Consider the following 17,105-nt stretch of genomic DNA (forward strand, 5'->3'; position numbering starts at 1 on the left):
CACGAGACGTGTCGCACCGCATCATGAATGACCATCGCCGGCCCCGTGCCCGTCGCCCCCGCCCACTGCCGGGGGTGCCGTCATGATCGAAATCGTCAAGATCGCGCTCCGCCGGCCCTACACGTTCATCGTGATGGCCATCCTGATCCTCATCTTCGGCGTATCGTCGGCGGTGAAGACGCCGACCGACATCTTCCCTGACATCGGCATTCCCGTCATCGCCGTGGTGTGGACCTACAACGGCCTGCAGCCCGACGACATGGCCGGGCGCATCATCGGCTATTACGAGCGCTCCCTGACCTCCACCGTGAACGATGTGGAGCATATCGAATCCCAGTCGATGCAGGGCTTCGGGGTGGTGAAGGTGTTCTTCCAGCCCAGCGTCAACATCAACGCCGCCCAGGCCCAGGTGGTGGCGATCTCGCAGACGGTGCTGAAGCAGATGCCGCCGGGCATCAACCCGCCGCAGGTCCTGACCTTCAACGCCGCCAGCGTGCCCATCCTGCAGCTGGCCCTGTCCAGCGACCACCTGTCGGAAACGCGGCTGAACGACATCGCGCAGAATTCCATCCGGCCGCAGCTTGTGACGGTGCCGGGCGCCGTGCTGCCCTCGGTCTATGGCGGCAAGGTGCGCCAGGTGCAGATCGACCTGAACCAGCAGGCCCTGCACGCCTACGGCCTGTCGGCCAACGACGTGGCCGCCGCCCTGTCGGTGCAGAACCTGATCACCCCGGCCGGCACCCAGAAGATCGGCAAGCTGGAATACCCGGTGGACCTGAACGACTCCCCGATCGACATCAGCAAATTCAACGATTTGCCGATCAAGACCGTGAACGGCGCCGTCGTCTATATGCGGGATGTCGCCAATGTCCACGACGGCAGCCCGCCCCAGACCAACGTGGTGCACGTGGATGGCAAGAAGGCGGTGCTGATGTCCGTGCTCAAGGCCGGCTCAGCCTCCACCCTCGACATCATCGCCGGTGTCTACAAGCGCCTGCCCGATGTTCAGAAGACCCTGCCCGACGGCGTGACCCTGACCCCCATCGGCGACCAGTCCATCTTCGTCAAGGACGCGGTCAGCGGCGTGATCCGCGAGGGTGTCATCGCCGCCGGCCTGACCGGCCTGCTGATCCTGCTGTTCCTGGGCAGCTGGCGGTCCACGCTCATCATCACCGTGTCCATTCCCCTGGCCATCCTGGCGTCCATCACCACCCTGTCCGTGCTGGGCGAGACCATCAACGTCATGACCCTGGGCGGGTTGGCGCTGGCCGTGGGCATCCTGGTGGACGACGCCACCGTGACCATCGAGAACATCAACTGGCACCTGGAACACGGCAAGCCCATCGAAACCGCCATCCTGGACGGCGCCAAGCAGATCGTGGTGCCGGCCACCGTGTCGCTGCTGTGCATCTGCATCGCCTTCGTGCCCATGTTCGGCCTGGGCGGTGTCGCCGGCTTCCTGTTCCGCCCCATGGCGGAGGCGGTGGTGTTCGCCCTGATGGCCTCGTACGTGCTGTCGCGCACCCTGGTGCCGACGCTGGCCAACTATCTGCTGCGCAATCAGACCCACGCCGGCCATGGCCTGCACACCGATGTCCACGGCGCGGCCACGCGCAATCCCTTGGTGAAGTTCCAGCGCACCTTCGAACGCGGGTTCGAGGCGGTGCGGTCCACCTACCAGGGCCTGCTGTTGCTGGGCCTGCAGAACCGCCGCTGGATGATCGGCGGGTTCCTGGCCGTGTCCCTGGGCACGTTCGGGCTGGCGCCCTTCCTGGGCCAGAATTTCTTCCCCGCCGTCGATGGCGGGCAGATCAAGATCCACGTCCGTGGCCGCACCGGCCTGCGCATCGAAGAGATGAGCCGCCTTTGCGACCATGTCGGCGATGCCATCCGCCATGTGATCCCAGCCAAGGACCTGGGCGGGATGGTCGACAACATCGGCCTACCGGTCAGCGGCATCAACATGGCCTATGGCAACAGCGGCACCATCGGGGTGGAGGACGCCGACATCCTGATCGCGCTGAACAAGGATCACGCGCCCACCGACGACTATGTGGACATCCTGCGGCACGACCTGCCGCGCCTGTTCCCCGGCACCACCTTCGCCTTCCTGCCGGCCGACATCACCACCCAGGTGCTGAACTTCGGCCTGCCGGCGCCGCTGGACGTGAAGATCGTTGGCAATGACCTTGAGGCCAACCGCGCCTACACCAATAAGCTGCTGGCCAAGATCGCCCGCATCCCCGGCGTCGCCGACGCCCGGGTGGAACAGGCTTTCCAGCTGCCCTCGCTGAAGGTGGCGGTGAACCGGTCGCTGGCGGGCCTGGTGGGCCTGACCGAGAAGGATGCCGCCGTCACCATGCTGGACACCCTGGCCGGCAGCACGCAGACGGCGCCGACCTTCTGGCTGAACCACAAGAACGGCATCTCCTACCCGGTTTCCATCCAGACGCCGCAGCGGGACATCGACACCATGGCCGGGCTGCAGACCATGCCGCTGACGCCGGCCGCCGCCGGCAAGTCCGGCCAGCTGCTGGGCGGACTGGCGCAAATCAGCCGGGGGCGGCAGGACGCGGTGGTGACCCACTACAACGTGCGCCCGACCATCGACATCTACGCCACGCCCAAGGATCGCGACCTGGGCGCCATCGCCGCCGACGTGCAACAAGCTGTCGACAGCATGGCGGCGGATCTGCCGCGGGCCAGCCACGTGGAAATCCAGGGCCAAGTCACCACCATGACCAGTGCCTACCACCAGCTGTTCATCGGCCTGGCCTTCGCCATCGTGCTGATCTACCTGCTGATCGTCGTGAACTTCCAGTCCTGGATGGACCCGTTCGTCATCGTCATGGCCCTGCCCAGCGCGTTGGCCGGCATCATCTGGATGCTGTTCGGCACGGGCACCACCCTGTCGGTGCCGGCGCTGACCGGCGCCATCATGTGCATGGGCGTGGCCACCGCCAACAGCATCCTGGTCATCAGCTTCGCCCGGGAACGGTTGGCCGCCGGCGTGGATGCCCTGACCGCCGCCATGGAGGCGGGGCATACCCGCTTCCGCCCCGTGCTGATGACGGCGCTGGCCATGGTCATCGGCATGGCGCCCATGGCCATCGAGCCGGGGCAGAACGCCCCCCTGGGCCGTGCGGTCATCGGTGGCCTGGTGTTCGCCACGCTGGCCACGCTGTTCCTGGTGCCGGCGCTGTTCAGCCTGGTGCATGCCCGCGACCATGAACGGGCCCGTGAGCCCGGCGGGCAGGCGGCACCGGCCCCCGTTTAAGCCTTTCCCCGATCCCAACCCGTCCCTTGAGCCGCAGCCGCCGTCCCGGATAGGAGCGACCCGATCATGTCCACCGCCCAAATCACCACGCCTAATCCCCGCCGCCTGGCCTTGCTGGGGGGGGTGGCCTTGCTTGCCGCCGGCGCCATCGTCGTCGTCGGTTTGACCGACCGAGCCCGTGCGACCCGCGAACTGGTCCAGTGGAATGCCGACCAGGCCGTTCCCACCGTGGCGCTGGCGCCCGTCAGCCGGGGGGCGGCGCAGCAGACGTTGACCTTGCCGGGCACGCTGCAGGCCTATACCCAGGCGCCGATCTACGCCCGGGTGAGCGGCTACCTCAAAAGCTGGGACAAGGATATCGGCGCCAAGGTGAAGGCGGGTGACCTGCTGGGCACCATCGACACCCCCGACCTGGACCAGCAGCTGGAACAGGCCAAGGCGGATCTCGCCAAGGCCAAGGCCACCGCCGAGCTGGCAGACCTGACGGCCAAGCGCTGGGCGGCGCTGGTGGCCTCGCAGTCGGTGTCACAGCAGGCGGCGGATGAGAAGGTGGGCGACAGCGCCGCCAAGCGGGCGGCGGTGGAAAGTGCTGCCGCCAACGTCCGCCGGCTGGAGGCGCTGACGGCGTTCAAGCGTATCGTGGCGCCCTTCGACGGCGTCGTCACCGCCCGCACCACCGACGTGGGCGCCCTGATCAATGCCGGCGGCGGGACCGGGCAGGAACTGTTCCAGGTGTCGGACCTGCACAGCATGCGCCTGTACGTGCAGATCCCGCAGGCCTTCGCCAGCCTGCTGACCCCGGGGGTCAAGGCCAGCTTCGACCTGCCGCAGTATCCCGGCCGGCACTTCGACGCCACGCTGGTGACCACGGCCAACGCCGTCAGCCAGGCGTCGCGCACCATGCTGGTGGAACTGCAGGCCGACAACCCGGACGGGCTGCTGACGCCCGGCACCTTTGCCGAGGTGCATTTCCAGGTGCCCAGCAACGCCGACATGGTGAAGGTCCCGGCGACCGTCCTGGTGCCCAGCGACAAGGGGGCCGAGGTGGCCGTGGTGGGCCCCGATGGCAAGGCCCAGCTGAAGCCGGTGACCATCGGCCGCGACATGGGTGACAGCGTTGAGATCGTGGCCGGCTTGGCGCCCACGGACAAGGTCATCGACAACCCGCCCGAAACACTGGTGTCGGGCGACGTGGTGCGCCTGGCCGGGGCGGGTGAGGGGGCGGGCAAGGTGGCGGAAGCGGCCACGGGCACCACGGCGAAGGCGGACCGGTAACAGCCATGTCTTTCACGAAGTCTCTCATGGCCGGTGGCGCGCTGCTGGCGCTGGCGGGCTGCAACCTGGCGCCGGACTATCAGCCGCCGCACCTAGACCTGCCGCCCGCCTTCAAGGAGGCCGGCGGCGCCCCGTGGCAGCCGGCGCAGCCGGCGGACCAGCAGGCGCGCGGCCCCTGGTGGACGGCCTTCAACGACCCGGTGCTGAGCGGCCTTGAGGAACGGATCGAAGCGACCAACCCCACGCTGGCCGTGGCGCTGGCCCGCTATGACGAGGCGCGGGCGGATGCGGCCGCCGTCTCCGCCGGTCTGCTGCCGCGCGTGGATGGTACGGCCAGCCTCAGCACCAACCGCCAGTCCAAGGACCGGCCCCTGCGCGGTGCCGGGCAGCGCGATGTCTACGGCGCCAACACCATCGGCGCCTCCGCCTCCTACGAGATCGACCTCTGGGGCAAGGTGCGCAACCAGGTGGCCGCCGGCCGGGCGGAGGCGCAGGCCAGCGCCGCCGATCTGGCCTCGGTGCGGCTGGGGTTGCAGGCCGAGCTGGCCAGCGACTATTTCGCGCTGCGTGGCCTGGACGAGCGCGCCCACATCCTGGCCGACACGGTCACGGCCTATGAGAAGCAGCTCAGCCTGACCCAGACCATGTTCCAGGGCCGCATCGTGGCCGGGCTGGACGTGTCGCGGGCGGAAACCCAGCTGGACACCGCCCGGTCCCAGGTTTCGCAGGTGGCATCGCAGCGGGCGCAGATGGAGCACGCCATCGCGGCCCTGGTGGGCCTGGCGCCGGCGGAATTCACCCTGGCGCCCGTGCGGTGGACGCCGACCCTGCCGGCCGTGCCCACGGGGCTGCCTTCCGCCCTGCTGCAGCGCCGGCCGGACGTGGCGGCGGCGGAACGCGATGTGCTGGCCGCCAACGCCGGCATCGGCGTGGCCCGCGCCGCCTATTATCCCGACCTGTCGTTGCAGGCGGTGGGCGGCTTCCAGGACACGGGCTTCAACCTGCTGAAGCTGCCCATGGCCTTCTGGTCCGTGGGCCCGGGCGTCACCCTGCCGCTGTTCGAGGGCGGGCGGCTGGATGCCGGCCTGGCCAAGGCGGTGGCCCAGCATGACGAGGCCTCCGCCAAGTATCGCGAGACGGTGCTGAACGCCTTCCGCGAGGTGGAGGACAATTTGGCCGCCATCCGCTGGCTGGGGACGGCCGCCAAGGATGAGGACGCCGGCACCCTGGCGGCCCAGCGCACCCTGGACATGGCCACCAACCTCTATCGCGACGGCGCCGACAGCTACCTGGAGGTGGTGACGGCCCAGACGGCCCTGCTGGAGGCGCAGCAGAGCAGCCTGGATCTGCACACCCGCCAGGTACAGGCCGACGTGGCCCTGATCCGCGCGCTGGGCGGGGGGTGGGATGTGGGGGCGCTGCCCTCGGATGAGGAGGCGACCAGCCTGCCAGAGAAGACGAAGGCGCCGTGAGGAATGGCCGTATCGCCTCTTGAAATAGGCACGAATAATGTCATCATTTGATGATCATATTTGTGCCTATCGATAGAAGGTGCACGATGCGTACGACGTTGGCGCTTGATGATGATCTGGTAAAAAGGGCTCAGTCGCTAACTGGCGTGACCGAGAAAAGCGCGCTTATGCGGGAGGCGCTGAAGGCGCTGATCGAGCGGGAAAGTGCTAGAAGATTGGCGCTGCTTGGTGGCAGTGAGCCGGATCTGGTGACGGCCCCCCGGCGGCGTTCCATGCCAGCATGATTCTAGTCGACAGCTCGGTCTGGATCGACCATCTGCGGGCCGGCGAGCCGACGCTTGCTGATTTGCTATCCAAACGACAAGTCCTAACCCATCCCTTTGTGGTTGGTGAACTGGCTCTGGGATCGCTGCGTCAGCGGGATGTCGTTATTGCAAGCCTTCAAGACCTTTCCGAGGCGGTTGTCGCCTATGATGAGGAGGTCATGCAGTTCATCACGCAGCAGAACCTCTTCGGGCTTGGGATTGGATACATCGACGCACATCTGCTGGTGGCTGTCAGATTGACGCCCGGGGCATTGCTATGGACCCGGGACAAGCGTCTGAACGGACTGGCTCAGCGATTCTCGGTGGCCTTCGCGGCTGAATAGAAAAGGCGGCGCCCCGGCTGAGGCGCCGCCCTTCCTCCCCCGTAACGGGTCTCAGATCGCGCGCAGGCGGGCGAAGAAGCCGGTGATCTCGGCGTTCAGGGCGTCCGCGTCCTGTCGCAGGGCTTCCGAGGCCGTGTGCAGGACGTTGGCTGACTGGCTGGTCTGCTCGGCCGCCCCCGCCACGCCGACGATGTTGGTCGATACCTGCTGGGTGCCCATGGCGGCCTGGTTGATGTTGCGGGCGATTTCCGAGGTGGTGGCGCCCTGCTGTTCCATGGCGGACGCGATGGCGGTGGCGATCATCCGCATGTCGCCCACCACGGTGGCGATACTGCCGATGGCCTCCACCGCGCGCGTGGTTTCCTGCTGGATGCCGGTGATGTAGCCCTGGATTTCGTCCGTGGCTTTGGTCGTCTGGCTGGCCAGGGTCTTCACTTCGCTGGCCACCACAGCGAAGCCCTTGCCCGCCTCTCCGGCGCGGGCCGCCTCGATGGTGGCGTTCAGCGCCAGCAGGTTGGTCTGGCCGGCGATCTCCTGAATGACCTGGATGATGTTGCCGATGCTCTGGGCCGCATCCGCCAGGCCTTGCATGGTGACGCCCGTTTGCTCGGCCTGGGCCACCGCCCGCTCGGCGATGTCGGTCGAGCGGGTGACCTGGCTGTTGACCTCGCCCACGGCGGCGGCCAGTTCCTCGGCGGCGCTGGCGATCATCTGCACATTGCCGGTGGTCTCGGCCGAGGCGTGGTTGGCCATTTCCACCATGCCGCGGCTCTGCGTCGCCATGTCGGCCAGGCCGGAGGAGTGGTTGCGCACGTCTTCCGAGGCATGCACCACGTTGCTCAGCACCCGGGCGGTGCGCTGCTGGAAATCGGCCAGCGAGGCTTCCACCGCCTCTTGCCGGCGCAGCTTCTCTTGCTGCTCGGCCTGTTGGGCCTGGGTCAGTTCGGCGTTGCGCAGGCCGTTGCGCTTGAACACTTCCAGCGCGCGGGCCAGACGGCCGATCTCATGGCGGTCGTTCAGCAGCGGGATGTCGACGGTGAGGTCGCCATCGGCCAGCCGGCCCATGCGCTCCGTCATCAGCTTCAGGGGCTTGGCGATGCTGCGCGCCAGCAGGTAGGCCACCAGGCCGCCGAAGATCACCACAACGGCCGTCAGCATCAGCATATCCATCAATATATCATGATAGATGACGTCGATGTCGTCGACGTAGATGCCGGTGCCCAGCGCCCATTGCCACGGCTCGAAGCCCAGGCTGTAGGTCATCTTGGGGAAGTTCTCGGCGGGGCCGCCCTTGCTGCCCGGCCGGGGGTAGGTATAGGTGAAGGACCCGCCGCCCTGCTTGGCGGCCTCGATGCCCAGGCGCACGGTCTCGACGCCATCGGCCGTCTTGAAGTCCATGCGGTTCTTGCCTTCGAACTCTCTCTTGATGTGGACCACGGTCAGGCCGTCGTACTGGTTGACGTAGACGTATTCGCCATTGCCGAAGCGCAGCTTGCGGATGTCGTCCTGGGCGCCCTTCTGCGCCTGGGCCCGGGTCAGCTCGCCCGACTGCTCGCGGTCGTACCAGTTCTGCGCCACCCCGCGGGTGACCATCAGGATCTGCTTCAGCTCTTCCTTGCGGTCCTCGGTCAGGGTGTGGCGCAACGCGGTCAGGGCGAAGCTGACGGCCAAGCCCAGGGCCAGCACCAGCATGGGCATGAACAGCGCCAGCCGGTGGGAAATCTTTAGTTTGTTCAGCATGATGGGATCTCTCGCGCAGGCGTAGGGGGTCAGGCGACGGCGGCGGCGGACGCGGTGGCGTCGTCGCGGAACAGGCCGCGGGGCAGGTCCAGGTCGCGGGCGCAGGCGGCTGCGTTGCGGGCATAGACCTCATCCACGCCATGACGGCGCAGCAGATCCATGTCCGCGTCCGTGACCGCCCCCCGGTCCCGGTCCTGATAGGCATAGCAGCCGATGCCGCCCGCCTGTTGGTGCAGGCCCGGGGCGGCATAGGCCTCCGGCTCCACCGGGAACAGGATGCGCGACTGGCTGTCGTCCAGGCTGTCCATCCGCTGCCAGCAGGTCACCGTTTCCGGCGTGAAGTAATCGGACAGGCCCAGCCGGTGGAACAGGGCCGCGGCCGACAGCACCGGCTGCCGGGCCGCCTCATGAACGTAGTGGGTCACGGGCACGCCCTGCCGGCGGGCGTAGTTCTCGACCCGCACGGCGTTCAGGGTGGCGATGACGAAGTTCTCCAGCAACTGGTCCCGGCTGATCCGATGCGACCACTTGCGCAGCCAGGATGCCAGGGCGTGCACCGGCTCGCGGTCCAGCATCACCAGGTGCAGGCGGCTGGCGGGATACCCCGCTTCGACCAGCATCTGCAGCGGGATATAGAGGCATTCCGCCGTCAGATAGGGCCCGGCCACGTCCTTGCAGAATATATGCGGCGCCTGGTCGGCCAGGGGAATGGCCCAGGGGCCGGGGTGGTCGGCCGCCAGCACATGGCGCATGACCGCCTTGGTCGGCTGGTAGTAGGAGGGCAGGCCGGCCACGCCGAACAGGTTGGCCATGGCCGTGGAGCCGACACGGGCCCGTCCCCAGGCACAGGTCAGGTGGGGGAAATCCTGTTCCGTCCGCCCGCCGAAGCCGGCAGCCAGGTAGGAGGCAACCTGGTCGGTTAAGCCGTCTAAATGGAATTCCCTGACCTGATATCGCCCATCGGAGGCTAGGCAGACCTTTCCCAGGGAAGCGTCGTCCGCTTCCACCAGTTCCGCAAGCCTGTCTAAATCTATGATTTGCTTATAGAAAGCGACCATTTCTTTCCCCGCCAAGGATAAAGGCCGATGGTCCCGTGGCGGCATCCCTTCCGCCCCAAGTCAAGGCCCTAACCCAAAGAATAGGACGGGGAGTCTTAAGGCAATATTAATATGAAAAGAGACGTAGATAACATCTACTTTTGGATAATAAATAAAGATCAAATGTGATCATAATGCGTTTATATTGCATTTATATTGACATTCCATGGTTGCTTATCCCTGTAGGTTGTCGGTTGAATTTCCAGGGCAATTTCTGAAAAAGGGCCGAGAAATTAACCAATACGGCTTGCCATGGAAGCATCAGGCCGGGCCTCCCATAAAAACGGGCCTTATTTCGCATAAATGCCTGAAATCCTTGGGCAACGGCCTGTGGCGGGCCGGCGGGCCCTTCAAGCGGCGACTCATGAGGATGGCTAAAGTGTCGATGCGTCTTACAGGGGCCCCAGAGAAAACGGCCCAGCCAGGGGCTGGGCCGTCATAAAGAAGGGTTCAGGAACGGGGACTGGTCAGTGGTGGGCGTGGGCCAGGCCGCCTGCCCCGTCGCTGATACCGATCTCCACGTTCTGCATCATGCCCTGGTCCTCATGGTCCAGGATGTGGCAGTGCAGGACGAACTCCCCGATGTACCGCTCATAGCGGGTGCGGACGATCAGGCGGTAATAATGGATTGGCGGGTTCGGATTGGGCTTGAAGCCAGGGGGCGCGAAGGCGCTGTCGTTGGTCTTGACCCATAACGTGTCCTTCCAGGCGCCCTTCAGGCCGGCGAACTGGGTGTCGCCATCGTCGTCCACGGCGCCGGGCAGGCTGACGTCCCGGCCCTTGTCGTTATAGATGGCGACGATCTGGAAGGGATTCACATGGATGTGGAAGGGGTGGCTGATGCTGTAGGACCGCAATTCCCACTGCTGAGCCGTGCCCAGCACCAGCTTGCGGTCGATCTGGGCCGGGTTATAGGGCGCGGTGCCCTTGGGCACCCAGTTCTGACCGTCGTACTGCACCATCTCAAAGTTGTTGGCCACGGTGAACTTGGTGGCCGTCAGGCCGGTATAGGGCTGCTTGTTGGGGTCATCCGGGACGCCCGGTCCCAGATAGAACACCATGTCCTCTTCGGGCACGCCCTTGACCTCATCATCGGTGATGGTCGGGTGGGGAACGAAGCGGCTCAGCTTCATGCCGTCCTTGGCGGTCAGATCGGCGATGATCTGGGCGCGCACGTCGGCCGGCATGGTGCGCTGGGCGGAAGCGACCAGGGTGTTCACCAGGGTCTGCGTCGGGTTGGCCGTGGGCGTGCCGCCACGGACGGTCACCACCCCCAGCAGGCTGCGCAGCGTATCGGACCGGCTGACGGTGTTACTCGCGGTCTGCGCCTTCTGCGTCACGCAGTAATTGCCGGCCTGGGGGAAGACCACCAGCACGTCGTAGCGATAGCCCGGCTGCAGAACGGTGTTGGTATTGGTCAGGGTGTTGCCCATGGTCAGGCCATCGGCGGCCACCACCTGGTAGGGCACGGCGGGGCCGGTGCACACCGTATCGATGAAGTTGCCCATGCTGTCCTTGGTGGGGCGGGCGGTGGCTGCGGTGGTATCCACCATCTTGTGGAATTCCACATTGATGGTCTCACGTATGCCGGCGTGTATCAGGCGCCAGCGCTCCACGGTGCCCGCCTGGGCGTCGGTGAAGGTCGGCATGATCACGCCGTTGATGCTGGTCCAGCGGCCGGACTGTTGCCAGGAACCGGGGCCGAAGTTGTCGATGTTCTCGATGATGCCCGTTTGGTTGGCCTTGCAGTTCCAGGTCTGCTGGCCCTTATCGTCCAGGCAGTAATACTGGATCTGCTGGAACAGCACCGTGCGGTCCTTGAAGGCCTTGCCGTCAGGACCGACCAGCAGGGTGTCCAGGTCGCCGTTCACCTGGGGCGTGGGCTTGCGGTCGCCATGGATGACCAGGGCGCCCGCCATACCGCTGGCCACCTGCAGGGCGGTCGAGCCGTGCCGGTGCGGGTGGTACCAGAAGGTGCCGGCCGGATGGTCGGCGGGGATGTTGTATTCATACTGGAAGCTGACACCCGGATTCAGGGAGATCAGCACATTGTCGCTGTTGCCCGTGGGGCTGACCCACAGGCCATGCGAATGCAGGTTGGTGCCGTTGTTGCAGTGCGGCTGGTCCACCGGGATGCTGTGGTCGCTGCAGCTGGGGTCGGGCGGCAGGTCGTTGTGCAGGGTGACGCGCACCGTGTCGCCCGGCGTCACGTTGATCTCCGGCGCCACATAGGGCGTGCCGGGCGACACGCCGGTGCCGACATAGCTGCGCAGGTGCACGCGCTGGTACCGCTGCTCCCCTGGGTCATACAGGGCGCCGTCGGTGTACTGGATGTGCAGGTCGAAGGCCCGTTCCTTGCCGGCGTGCGCTGCCGGGGCGGTGGCCAGGCTGATGGCCGACGGCGCCCTGGGCAGGCCGGGAACGTTGGCCGAGCCCGTCGCTGGCGCCGTCTGCGGCAGGCTGGGTGGGTTGGCGAAGGTGCTTTGCGCCGCGGCGGGCTGGGCGGCTGCCAGCAGCATCAGGCTCAGGGCGGCGACGCCGGTTCCCAGGCTCCAATTCAATGACGCGCCGCGCGCCGGATGTCTTTGCATGCTCCACCCCCTCTTCGCGGCCCATGCCGCCTCTGGTTGAGTTGTTGGGGTGCAATCTAGCAGATGCTTGGCGCCAATCCACCCGTTAAACGAGCATGGATGATTGATATACCCTCCTCGGATGTATCCGCTGTTTTAACGGCGCTGCGGGAAGGGCTGTTGCCGGTGGCGGCGCCGGGGCTACACTGATCACTTCCTGTGACCTCGAAAGGCCGCTCCATGACCGATCCTCTCTCCGATTTCATCCGTGGCCTGCCCAAGGCGGAGCTGCACCTGCACATCGAAGGCAGCCTGGAACCGGAGCAGATGTTCGCGTTCGCCCGCCGCAACCGCGTGGCGCTGCCCTTCCGCACGGTGGAGGAGGTGCGGGCGGCCTACGCCTTCACCAACCTTCAGGACTTCCTGGACATCTATTACCAGGGCGCCCAGGTGCTGCGCACGGAGGAGGATTTCCACGACCTGGCGCTGGCCTATTTTCGCCGGCTGGCGGCCGACGGCGGCGTGCATGCCGAGATCTTCTTCGACCCCCAGACCCATACCGACCGCGGCATCCCCTTCCAGGTCGTGGCCGATGGCCTGCTGGCCGGCATGGCGGCGGCGGAACGGGAGCTGGGCGTCACCTCCCACCTCATCCTTTGCTATCTGCGCCATCTGGATGAAGAGGCGGCCTTCGCCACCCTGAAGGCGGCGGAGCCTTATCTGGACCGCATCAAGGGCGTCGGCCTGGATTCATCCGAGGTGGGCAACCCCCCGTCGAAGTTTGCCCGGGTGTTCCAGGCGTCGCGGGAGCGGGGGCTGAAGCTGGTGGCCCACGCGGGGGAGGAGGGGCCGCCCGACTATGTCTGGCAGGCGCTGGACATCCTGGGCGTGGATCGCCTGGACCATGGCAACCGCGCGCTGGAGGATGCGGACCTCACCCGCCGCCTGGTGGACCAGGGCACGACGCTGACGGTGTGCCCGCTGTCCAACCTCAAGCTCTGCGTCGTGCCCAGTCTGGAGGCGCATCCCCTGCGGCGCATGCTGGAGCTGGGCCTGAGGGCGACGGTCAACGCCGACGACCCGGCGTATTTCGGCGGCTACCTGCTGGACAACTACGTCCGCGTGGCGGCGGCCTTGGGACTGGACCGGGCGCAGCTGGCGCGGTTGGCCCGCAACAGCATCACCGGCTCCTTCCTGGACGCGGCGGCCCAGGCGCCGTATCTGGCCAAGCTGGACGCTATAGCGCTTTAGCCGCCGAAGCCGCCGAGAGTATGGTCGTACAGCACCTTCGCGCCGATGCCGATCAGGCCCAGGCCGCCCAGCACCTCGGCCCAGCGGCCCAGCACGGGACCGGCGGCCCGGCCCAGCATCACCCCGCCGAAGGCCATGGTGAACGTCACCAGGCCGATCAGGGCGATGGTGGTGGGCACATCGACATTCATATAGCCCAGGGTGATGCCCACGGCGGTGGCGTCGATGCTGGTGGCGATGGCGGTCATGGCCAGCGCCAGGGGCGAATGCCGGTCGGCCTTGGGCTTGTCTTCGTCGTCGTTCTTCCACGCCAGCCAGGCCATACGCCCACCCACGATCAGCAGCAGGCCGAAGGCGATCCAGTGGTCGTAGGCCTCGATGTAATGGGCGAAGGACAGACCCAGGCCCCAGCCCAGGATGGGGGCCGCCAGCTCGAACAGGCCGAAATAGGCGCCCACCCGGGCCGCCTCCCGCACGCCGGGGCGGTTCAGGCTGGCGCCCTTGCCCAATGAGGCGGCGAAGGCGTCCATGGACAGGCTGAACGCCAGGGCGAAGGACGTGGTGATGGGCATGATGGACCTCGGGGGCGGCAATACGACAGGCCAGGCGGACGACAGCAGCGATGCGCGCCCGGCCCGGCCAGGGCGGACGCGACATGCCACTGGTCTCGCCAGCGATCCGCGCGGGGGCGGATCGGTCGCACGCGCCATGGGCGACACCGGTAAGGCACCGGCGGGGCCCAAGTCTGTTGACGCGGCGCCCGCTCAAAATCGGCGGGCGGCTACTCCCCAATGATGGGCGGTGATTAACGGCTGGCGAGGCGGTCTGTCAAGACTCCTTTCGCACCGCACAATAACCCCGTCATGGTTCCCGCGACGGGGGAACCGACGGCGTGTCGCTGGCGGGAAAGCTTTCCTCCAGCGCCTCGTCCAGCAGCTGGTCGACATGCCGGTCATTGACCTTGGCGGGGCCGGTGGTCCCGGTTTGGCCGGGCGTGGGGGACGGCGGCGTATGGGTGGGCATGGGCTTCCTTTCACATGATATCCCGCCGGGGCCGCCAGGATGATGCGGGGGCGTGCCAACGACCGTGCCATGCCAATGCCGTGACAGCTGTGAAGATTTGATGGCGGCCCGTGGCGATGCCGCACGACGAACGTCCGCTGGGCCGGCTTCCGCCGCCTGCGACATCCGGACGTGATTGGCATCCTTGATGTTACCGGTAACTTGGGCAACAGTGGCCGCGAAAACGATTACAAATGGGGTTGGGAACGCTGTCATGACAGGAAACTCGCATTCCGCGCGGGCGCGACGCCTGCTGCTCGCCACGGTAGCCGTCTTGGCGCTGGCCGGCTGCCAGACGGATGGCGGTCAGAAGGCGCCGCCCGCTGCCGCCACGCCATCGGCGCCGCAGGGGCCCGCGTTGACGGGGCAGGCGCCCTATCAATGGAAGAACGTCCAGATCGTCGGCGGCGGCTTCGTCGATGGCATCGTCTTCCATCCCACCGTGCCCGGCCTGCGCTATGCCCGCACCGACATGGGTGGCGCCTACCGTTGGGACGAGGGGGCCAGGCGCTGGATTCCCCTGTTGGACTGGGTGTCCTATGCCGACACCAACCTGATGGGCGTGGAAAGCATCGCGCTGGACCCGCGCAACCCCGACCGCGTCTACATGGCGCTGGGCACCTACACCAACCCGCTGGCGCCCACAGGCGCCATCGTGCGTTCCGACGACCGGGGGCGCACCTTCCGCCGCGTCGACGTGCCCATCAAGTTCGGCGGCAACGAGAACGGCCGTGGCAATGGCGAACGCCTGGCGGTCGATCCCAACGATCCGGATACGCTCTACCTTGGCACCCGCCATGACGGCCTGTGGGTCAGCCACGACGGCGCGGCCACTTGGTCGCGTGTGGCCGGCTTCCCCGACGTGACGGAAGACCTGTCGAAGGAGGCCGCCGCCGGCGTGTCGCCCTGGGCGCGGGGCGGGGCCGGCCTGGTGTTCGTGATCTTCGACCCCAAAAGTGCTGACAGGAACGGCAAGGGCAGCCGCACGATCTACGTCGGCGCCTCGCTGAAGGGGCGGGACAACCTGTTCCGCAGCACCGACGGCGGCCGGACCTGGGCGCCCGTGCCGGGCCAGCCCACCGCCAACCGCCCCACACGCGCCGCGCTGGCGGCCGATGGCACGCTCTACGTCTCTTACGGCAGCAGCCCCGGCCCCACCCGTATGACCGACGGCGCCGTGTGGAAGCTGGACACCCGGCGGGGTACGTGGACCGACATCACGCCGGAGAAGCCGGACGCCGCCAAGGGGGCCGCCTTCGGCTATGCCGCCGTGGCGGTGGATGCGCACAATCCCAAGGTGGTCATCGCCAGCTCCTTCGACCGGCATCGCCAGCCGGGATCCTATCCCGGGCTGGGGGAGGACATCTTCCGCAGCCTGGATGGCGGCAAGACCTGGCACGGCGTGTTCGGCGGCCCCAAGGGCGATGGCAAGAACGGCGGCGTCTACGACTACAGCCTGGCGCCCTATGTGAGGCCCACGCCCATCCACTGGCTGTTTGATATCGAGATCGATCCCGCCAACCCCGACCATGCCATGTTCACCACGGGCTACGGCGGGTGGGAGACGTTTGATCTCACCGCCGTGGACCAGGGCCAGCCCAGCCATTGGCAGGTGATGAGCACCGGCATCGAGGAAACGGTGGGCATGGCCTTCAATAGCCCCGTCCAGGGCGCCCCGCTGATTTCCGCCATCGGCGACTATGGCGGCTTCGTGCATTGGGACCTGGACAAGCCGGCGCCGGAGGGCGCTGCCTCCTCGCCCCTGTTCGGCAACACCGACAGCGTGGTGTCGGCGCCGCTGAACCCCGGCGTGGTGGTGCGCGTGGGCATCCACGACGAACGCTATCCCGCGCCCAACATCGGCTATTCCCTGGATGGCGGCCATAGCTGGAAGCCGGCGGAGATGCCGGTGCCGGAGGCCAAGCGCGGCAAGGTCGCCGTCTCCGCCGATGGAACCACGTGGGTGTGGACGCCACAGGGGGCGAAGGAAGGCCTGGTGTCCGGCGCCTACGTCACCATCGACCACGGCGCCACCTGGACCTCCGCCCAAGGCCTGCCGGACGGCGTGCGGGTGATCGGCGACGCCGTGGATTCCAACACCTTCTACGCCCTGTCGCTGTTCGATGGGAAACTGTACGTCAGCACCGACCGCGCCGCCCATTTCCAGGCGCGGCCCTTCACCCTGCCCAACGGCCTGCCCACGCCGGCGGCGGTGCGCAACGGCCGGGGCGATCCGCGTGGCGGCCAGGATGCCCTGTATGCCACGCCGGGCCGCAAGGGCGACCTGTGGATCGCCGCCTTCGATGGGCTCTACCGCGGCACGGCCGATGGCGGGGCCTTCACCCGCCTTCCCGGTGTGGAGGAGTTGCACGCCTTCGGCTTCGGCAAGGCCGCACCCGGGGCCGACATCGCCGCCCTTTACCTGGTGGGCACCATCGACCGTCAGCGGGGCATCTTCCGCTCCGACGATGCCGGGCGTCACTGGGTGCGGGTGAACGATGACCAGCACCAGTGGGGACTGATCCTGCAGGTGTCGGGCGATCCCAAGCAGTACGGTCGCGTCTATGTCGGGACCCACGGCCGGGGCATCGTCTATGGCGATCCCCAATAAAGGAGTAGGGGAATTATAATACAATCCAAAGGGTTAGTGTCTTCCGCGTAGGTCCGGTGGGCACTAAACCCATATCCCTTGCAGCTTTGCCATTATAGGAT

Annotated in this window: 12 protein-coding genes and 1 riboswitch; of the genes, 7 read left to right on the forward strand and 5 right to left on the reverse strand. The window is 66.8% G+C overall.

Annotation, left to right across the window (positions count from 1 at the left end):
• Positions 1-82 precede the first annotated feature (82 nt).
• The 5 genes from FBZ89_RS13960 (at position 83) to FBZ89_RS13980 (ending at position 6,673) form a co-directional block, all read left to right on the forward strand.
• On the forward strand, positions 83-3,277 hold the full coding sequence (locus FBZ89_RS13960) for an efflux RND transporter permease subunit (RefSeq protein ID WP_145750572.1): 3,195 nt from the start codon (positions 83-85) through the stop codon (positions 3,275-3,277).
• A 66-nt stretch (positions 3,278-3,343) separates the two neighbouring features.
• On the forward strand, positions 3,344-4,552 hold the full coding sequence (locus FBZ89_RS13965) for an efflux RND transporter periplasmic adaptor subunit (protein ID WP_186457355.1): 1,209 nt from the start codon (positions 3,344-3,346) through the stop codon (positions 4,550-4,552).
• A gap of 5 nt (positions 4,553-4,557) precedes the next feature.
• Positions 4,558-6,024, forward strand: a complete 1,467-nt coding sequence (locus FBZ89_RS13970; protein WP_145750573.1) for an efflux transporter outer membrane subunit — start codon at positions 4,558-4,560, stop codon at positions 6,022-6,024.
• Positions 6,025-6,110: 86 nt separating this feature from the next.
• On the forward strand, positions 6,111-6,308 hold the full coding sequence (locus FBZ89_RS13975; RefSeq protein ID WP_145750574.1) for a type II toxin-antitoxin system VapB family antitoxin: 198 nt from the start codon (positions 6,111-6,113) through the stop codon (positions 6,306-6,308).
• Complete coding sequence (locus FBZ89_RS13980; RefSeq protein WP_145750575.1) at positions 6,305-6,673, forward strand: type II toxin-antitoxin system VapC family toxin; 369 nt, start codon at positions 6,305-6,307, stop codon at positions 6,671-6,673. The genes FBZ89_RS13975 and FBZ89_RS13980 overlap by 4 nt, the downstream gene beginning before the upstream one ends.
• A 51-nt stretch (positions 6,674-6,724) precedes the next feature.
• On the opposite strand, the gene FBZ89_RS13985 is transcribed toward FBZ89_RS13980, so the two are convergent.
• The 3 genes from FBZ89_RS13985 to FBZ89_RS13995 form a co-directional block, all read right to left on the reverse strand.
• Complete coding sequence (locus FBZ89_RS13985; protein ID WP_145750576.1) at positions 6,725-8,413, reverse strand: methyl-accepting chemotaxis protein; 1,689 nt, start codon at positions 8,411-8,413, stop codon at positions 6,725-6,727.
• A 29-nt stretch (positions 8,414-8,442) separates the two neighbouring features.
• On the reverse strand, positions 8,443-9,471 hold the full coding sequence (locus FBZ89_RS13990) for a sulfotransferase family protein (RefSeq protein ID WP_246172192.1): 1,029 nt from the start codon (positions 9,469-9,471) through the stop codon (positions 8,443-8,445).
• A 506-nt stretch (positions 9,472-9,977) separates the two neighbouring features.
• Complete coding sequence (locus FBZ89_RS13995; protein WP_145750577.1) at positions 9,978-12,101, reverse strand: multicopper oxidase family protein; 2,124 nt, start codon at positions 12,099-12,101, stop codon at positions 9,978-9,980.
• 219 nt (positions 12,102-12,320) lie between these two features.
• On the opposite strand from FBZ89_RS13995, the gene FBZ89_RS14000 reads away from it, so the two are divergent.
• Positions 12,321-13,331 (forward strand): adenosine deaminase, encoded by a 1,011-nt coding sequence (locus FBZ89_RS14000; protein WP_145750578.1) that lies wholly within the window; start codon positions 12,321-12,323, stop codon positions 13,329-13,331.
• Here FBZ89_RS14000 and FBZ89_RS14005 read toward each other — a convergent pair.
• Positions 13,328-13,903, reverse strand: a complete 576-nt coding sequence (locus tag FBZ89_RS14005; RefSeq protein ID WP_145618358.1) for a manganese efflux pump MntP — start codon at positions 13,901-13,903, stop codon at positions 13,328-13,330. The genes FBZ89_RS14000 and FBZ89_RS14005 overlap by 4 nt on opposite strands.
• A gap of 119 nt (positions 13,904-14,022) precedes the next feature.
• Positions 14,023-14,133: riboswitch (yybP-ykoY riboswitch) on the reverse strand.
• Positions 14,134-14,192: 59 nt separating this feature from the next.
• Positions 14,193-14,354 carry a hypothetical protein gene (locus FBZ89_RS30875; RefSeq protein ID WP_186457356.1) on the reverse strand — a complete coding sequence of 54 codons (162 nt, stop codon included), beginning with the start codon at positions 14,352-14,354 and terminating at the stop codon, positions 14,193-14,195.
• Positions 14,355-14,607: 253 nt separating this feature from the next.
• Between FBZ89_RS30875 and FBZ89_RS14010 the strand changes: the two genes are divergently transcribed.
• Entirely contained in the window at positions 14,608-17,004 is a 2,397-nt protein-coding gene (locus FBZ89_RS14010; protein ID WP_246172193.1) for a WD40/YVTN/BNR-like repeat-containing protein, read from the forward strand.
• Positions 17,005-17,105 lie beyond the last annotated feature (101 nt).

Source organism: Nitrospirillum amazonense (assembly GCF_007828045.1).
GTDB classification, from domain to species: Bacteria; Pseudomonadota; Alphaproteobacteria; order Azospirillales; family Azospirillaceae; genus Nitrospirillum; species Nitrospirillum amazonense_C.